6 protein-coding genes are annotated in these 4,976 nt (G+C 67.9%); 2 read left to right on the forward strand and 4 right to left on the reverse strand.

Features of this window, described 5'->3' with window-relative positions; translation table 11 throughout:
* The 3 genes from WBG82_RS07275 to WBG82_RS07285 form a co-directional block, all read right to left on the reverse strand.
* The coding region (locus WBG82_RS07275; protein ID WP_424423170.1) for a hypothetical protein at positions 1–202 on the reverse strand (202 nt) is incomplete at its 3' end.
* A gap of 202 nt (positions 203–404) precedes the next feature.
* On the reverse strand, positions 405–1,091 hold the full coding sequence (locus tag WBG82_RS07280; protein ID WP_424423171.1) for an NAD(P)H-binding protein: 687 nt from the start codon (positions 1,089–1,091) through the stop codon (positions 405–407).
* Positions 1,088–2,335, reverse strand: a complete 1,248-nt coding sequence (locus WBG82_RS07285) for a citrate synthase family protein (protein WP_424423172.1) — start codon at positions 2,333–2,335, stop codon at positions 1,088–1,090. Before WBG82_RS07285 ends, WBG82_RS07280 begins: the two co-directional genes overlap by 4 nt.
* A gap of 125 nt (positions 2,336–2,460) precedes the next feature.
* On the opposite strand from WBG82_RS07285, the gene WBG82_RS07290 reads away from it, so the two are divergent.
* Complete coding sequence (locus WBG82_RS07290) at positions 2,461–3,585, forward strand: citrate synthase/methylcitrate synthase (RefSeq protein ID WP_424423173.1); 1,125 nt, start codon at positions 2,461–2,463, stop codon at positions 3,583–3,585.
* Between the two features lie 16 nt (positions 3,586–3,601).
* On the opposite strand, the gene WBG82_RS07295 is transcribed toward WBG82_RS07290, so the two are convergent.
* On the reverse strand, positions 3,602–4,024 hold the full coding sequence (locus tag WBG82_RS07295; RefSeq protein WP_424423174.1) for a Rap1a/Tai family immunity protein: 423 nt from the start codon (positions 4,022–4,024) through the stop codon (positions 3,602–3,604).
* Positions 4,025–4,127: 103 nt separating this feature from the next.
* Between WBG82_RS07295 and WBG82_RS07300 the strand changes: the two genes are divergently transcribed.
* On the forward strand, positions 4,128–4,976 hold an 849-nt coding region (locus tag WBG82_RS07300), incomplete at its 3' end, for a saccharopine dehydrogenase NADP-binding domain-containing protein (RefSeq protein ID WP_424423175.1).

Below are 4,976 nucleotides of genomic sequence, written 5' to 3' on the forward strand. Positions count from 1 at the left end.
CCATCAGCGACATCTGCGCGATGCCGAGCCGCGCCGCCGGTTCATGCAGCACCTGCGTCACCAGAAACGGAAAGATGACGAACTGAATGCCGAGGCTGATATACCAGCTCGCCTGACCGCCGAGATAAAGCCGCAGACGCTGCGATCGCGTTGCCGCATCCGCTATTCCGGCATTGATCGCCCGCTCCCCCGGCACCGTCATCTGACCCTCACTCGATTCGCTGGCATTTCGCCATTGTCGTTCCCGCAAACTATAGCATCTGTGCCGGTTGCAAACGCATATACGTCACCGGGCTCCGGCGGGAGCCTGCCGTCCCTGATGAATGACCTGAAGAACATCGGGCGCCCGCACACATCGCCACTCCGGTGCGATCATCTCCCGGCATGTCGGCACGCGCGGCTCGTCATTCGTCCGCTGGCCGGCCACTCGCGAGTTCGATCATCGAACGGTAGGTGTGTATCTGACGGCCGCTTGCTGGCCTCGCCGCCGCGGCAACCATGGCTGCCGCGATCGTATCGGCCGGAATGCCGCGATAGATGTCGAGCGAGCCGACGAGGAGGAGGTTGAGCGCGGGCATCGCCGCCATCATGGCGGCCTCCGCGGGCCGCCTCTCGTTGCGCTCGCCGAAAATGAGGCCCGGCCGAAAAATATGCGTCGCGCCGAAGCCGAGGGCGCCGACGGCCTGTTCCGCCTGGCCCTTGATGCGCGAATAGAAGACGCGCGAGTCCGGCGCCGCGCCGATGGCCGAGACGAGAAGAAAGCGCGTGGCGCCCGCCGCTTTTGCCGCCCGCGCGAAGGCCGCCACATAATCGAGGTCGATGCGCGCGAAGGCGGGCTGGCTTCCGGCTTTCCGGATCGTCGTGCCGAGCGCGCAGAAGGCATCGTCCGCCTTGGCGCCGGTGCGGGCGATCGCCTCCTCGAGATGCTCGAAATCGGTGACGAGTTCGGTGAGCTTCGGATGGCTGATGCCGAGGCTGCGCCTTGTCACGGCGATGACCGCGCCATAATCGGGCGAGGCTAGAAGCCGTTTCAGCACGAACCCTCCGACAAGCCCGGTCGCGCCGGCAATGAGCGCCGTCTTTCCCGTCATCGCGGAATCTCCCCCGTATAGCGCGCGCGTGGCCGGATCATCTGGCCCGAGCGATATTGTTCGATCGCATGGGCGATCCAGCCCGCCGTGCGGCCGAGCACGAAAACGGCGAGCCCCGCGCCGGGCAGCATCCGCAACGTAGCGCCGAGCGCGCCTATCGCAAAGTCGACGCTCGGCTTGAGCCCGCCCGCATCCTCCATCACATCGACGATGCGGAGCGAGCGGAGGAAGGCCGGATCGTCGCCATGGCTTTCCTTCATCATGCCGATAAGGGCGGCCGCGCGCGGATCGCCGTCGGGGTAGAGCGGATGGCCGAAGCCGGGAACGGGATCGCCGTTCCGCAGCCGGTGGAGCACGGCGTCCTCGAGATCCTGGCGATGCGCCATGTCGGTGAGAAAGCCCTCTACGCGATTGGTGAAGCCGCCATGGCGCGGGCCTTGCGCGGCGCAGATGCCCGCCTCGACCGCGGCATAGAGCGTTGCGCCCGTGCCCGCGACGCAGCGCACCGTGAAGGCGGAAGCGTTGAGTTCGTGATCGGCGCAAAGAACGAGCGTCGCGCGGATGAGATCGGCGGCGCGCCTGTCGCCGAAGGTGAGCGCGCGCGCCAGCGCCTCATGCACGGGCTCGCCCGAGGGCGCGGTGCCGCAAATGATGGCGGCGACGAAGCGCAGGAGCCGCGCTCCGGTCGTGGCAAGGCCGCGATCCGTCATGTTGTAGATCGAGGGGTCGTCCTCTGCCGCGAGCGGCAGAAGGGCGAGCGCGCGTTCGATGCGGCCGCTCGCGGCAAGCTCCGAGGCGAGCCTTTCGACCGTCGGCGACATTGTCGGGATCGCCTCGCGCGTGAAGGGCTGCACGTCCCGGCAGCCCCAGAGAAGCGCCGCCACCTGTTCAAGGCTCGAATTGCGGGCGAGCGCCGTCGCGTCCGAGCCGCGATAGTAGAGCTTTCCGTCGGCGATGAGGGTGATGGCGGAATCGAGCACCGGCACGCCGCCGAAACTCGCGATCCCGTTCACGCTTCCCGGCTGCGCCGCGCCGCCCGGCGCGCTCGAGCGCCGCTGCTTCAGAAGGCGGACATCCTCCGCCCGGTAGCGCCGTGCCCTGCTGTCCGGCACGGGCTCGGAGCGGATCATGTCCCGGCTCACATAGGCGTAGAGCGTGGCGAGGCTGATGCCCAGCTCCGCCGCGGCCTCCTTGGCGGAGAGGTAGAGCTTTTCCGTGGCCTCGGTTGCGGTCTGGCGCGGCATGGATTCTTACTTTTTGTCTTATTGATTAGCTTAATCAAGATTGACGCTATTGCAAGGCCTGACCACCTTGTCCGGAAAGGGGCCGTCATCGCGGCCTCCGCTTCGACAGGTGAAAGGAGAGCGTCATGTCCGAGAATGTCATCATGGGAGCAGGCGGCCGCGCGACGGCGGCGGGTCTCGACAATGTGGTCGCGGCCGAAACGGCCCTGAGCCATGTCGACGGCGAGGCGGGGCGCCTCATCATCGCCGGCCATGACCTCGAGATGCTGGTCGCCACGCATGATTTCGAGGGCGCGGCGGCGCTCCTCTGGCGGGTGGCGGGGCTCGAGCCCGTCCCCTCGCGCGAGGCGGTGGCGGCCGGTCTTGCCCGCGCCAGGGTCGAGGCTTTCGCGCTGGTGCCGAAGCTCCTTGCCGCGACGGAGGGCCTGAGCGTCACCGAAGGGCTCAGGACCGGCTTCTCGATGCTGTCCGACGAAGGCGCGCTTCCCGCGCATATCCGCGCGGTCGGCGCGGCGCCGGTCTTCATCGCCGCGCTCTGCCGCCGCGAGGCCGGCGCGGCCACCATCGCGCCCGATGCGGGGCTCGGCCATGCCGCCGATTTTCTCCGTATGCTGAAGGGTGAAATGCCGAGCGATGCGGAGGCCAAGGCGCTCAATGCCTATCTCGTCACGGTGACGGATCATGGCATGAACGCCTCGACCTTCACCGCGCGCGTCATCGCCTCGACGCGTGCAGGCACGATTTCTGCCATTGTCGGCGCGCTCTGCGCGCTCAAGGGCCCGCTACATGGCGGCGCGCCCGGTCCCGTCCTCGACATGCTCGACGATATCGGCACGCGTGAGAATATAGAGCCCTGGCTGAAGCGCGAAATCGCGAAGGGCGAGCGCCTCATGGGCTTCGGCCATCGCGTCTATCGCGTCCGCGATCCGCGTGCCGACGTCTTCAACAAGGCGGTGACGCTGCTCACGAACGGCAATGAGCGCGTGCTCTTCGCCCGCGATGTCGAGCGCGCGGCGCTGGCGGCGCTCAAGGCCGCCAAGCCCGACCGGCGGCTCGACACGAACATGGAATATTACACCGCCGTGCTTCTGGAGGCGCTCGGCATACCGCGTTCCGCCGTCACCGCCGTCTTCGGCATGTCGCGCGTCGTCGGCTGGACGGCGCATGTGATCGAGCAGGAGCGCGTCGGCCGCCTCATCCGTCCGCAGTCGCGCTATGTCGGCCACTGGCCGGACGACAAGGCCGCCTAACGCCTGTCCATGAATCTCAACAGGGCGGCTTCGAGCCGAACGCCGCCCTGGCGAGATAGACCGCGGGCTGGTCCAGAAGCTCCGGGTGCCACTCGCCATTTCGCACGACCTTGCCGGCGAGCTGGTCATAGGAATTCGTATCCGCGACGGGCGCGCAATCGGTGGGGGCGAGGGGCAGGCCGAGCGCCTGCTTGTCGGTATCGCTTTCACGGACATATTTCGCCGAACGGAAATAGCCCTCGATGAACTGGCGGCAGCGAAGGCCCGGCGAGGGCGTGCGCCCCCGCGGGTTCAGCGAATATTCCGCCAGTACCTTGCACGCTTCGTAAAGCTCTTGGCCGGTAGAAATATGGCTGCGGGCGGCGGCCTCCCGTGCCGGCGGCACGATGAATGCAGCCAGGCCGAGCATAAGCGCTGCGGGTATCCATGATCGGTTCATTGCGGGACCTCCCCGTGCGGCGGCAATATATCACCCGGGTGGAGACTATCGAGGTGGGGTCGCAACCGCGGGAAGTAAAGGGGCCGGTTGCCGGAGGGGAGGCATGAAGACGCGGCTCGCCATTTACGGCGTCGATGAATACCAGGGCGCGCTGATGTCGCGGCGCGCCGCGGAACGCGGCATTTTCCACATCGGCGCGGGCCGAGACATCGCGCGTGTCGCGACGCATGCCAATGCCACGCTTTCCGGCAAGGAGCATCCGGTGGAGCCGCGCGTCTTCGGCCTTGCCGATGTCTCGCGCATCGCCTCGCAGCTCGACGACGTGGCGGTGCTCATCAACTGCGCGACGCCCTTCGGCGAAACCGCCGCGCTACTCATCGCCGCCGCGCTTGCCACCGGCACGCATTATCTCGACCTCGGCAGTTCCGCGCCTCACCTCGCATCCGTCATGGCGCGAGATGCCGATGCGGCGGCGGCCGGCGTCACTCTTCTCTCAGGCGCCACGTTCGATTTCGCCGCGGCCGAAGCCGTGGCGGCGCGGCTCGCGACGCTTCTGCCGATGGCGCGCGCGCTCACCCTCGCGGTCAAGCGCGCGAACCTCTCGCAGGCCGAAGCGAGGGAACTCATCGCCGCGTTGCGCCGGCCGGGCGAGGTCGCGAAGAACGGGCAGCTCGTCCGGGCCATGGCCGCCGAGCGCATGGCGGATGTCGATTTCGGGAAAGGGCCGGAGCGGACTGCGCTCGCGCCCTGGCGCGGCGAGGCGGTCGCCTGCCGCCGCCGCCTGCCATATTCGTCGATCGAGACTTACGAGGTCTTGCCCGCGCCGCTCGTCCGCCTGATGAGGCGCGGCACACTCGGGCATTTCCTGTTCCGGCGCGGCTGGCGGGCGGCAAGGCTCGAGCGGCGTCTCGCGCATGGCCGGGAGGGCACGCCCGAGGCCGAGCTTCAGCGC

The sequence above is a fragment of the Parvibaculum sp. genome, assembly GCF_049671045.1.
In the GTDB taxonomy this organism is placed as follows: Bacteria; Pseudomonadota; Alphaproteobacteria; order Parvibaculales; family Parvibaculaceae; genus Parvibaculum.

What these genes read in the sequence shown, in the direction of transcription:
- WBG82_RS07280 (WP_424423171.1), bottom strand. Translation starts at nt 1,091, where the DNA reads ATGACGGGAAAGACGGCGCTCATTGCCGGCGCGACCGGGCTTGTCGGA.
- WBG82_RS07285 (WP_424423172.1), bottom strand. Translation starts at nt 2,335, where the DNA reads ATGCCGCGCCAGACCGCAACCGAGGCCACGGAAAAGCTCTACCTCTCC.
- WBG82_RS07290 (WP_424423173.1), top strand. Translation starts at nt 2,461, where the DNA reads ATGTCCGAGAATGTCATCATGGGAGCAGGCGGCCGCGCGACGGCGGCG.
- WBG82_RS07295 (WP_424423174.1), bottom strand. Translation starts at nt 4,024, where the DNA reads ATGAACCGATCATGGATACCCGCAGCGCTTATGCTCGGCCTGGCTGCA.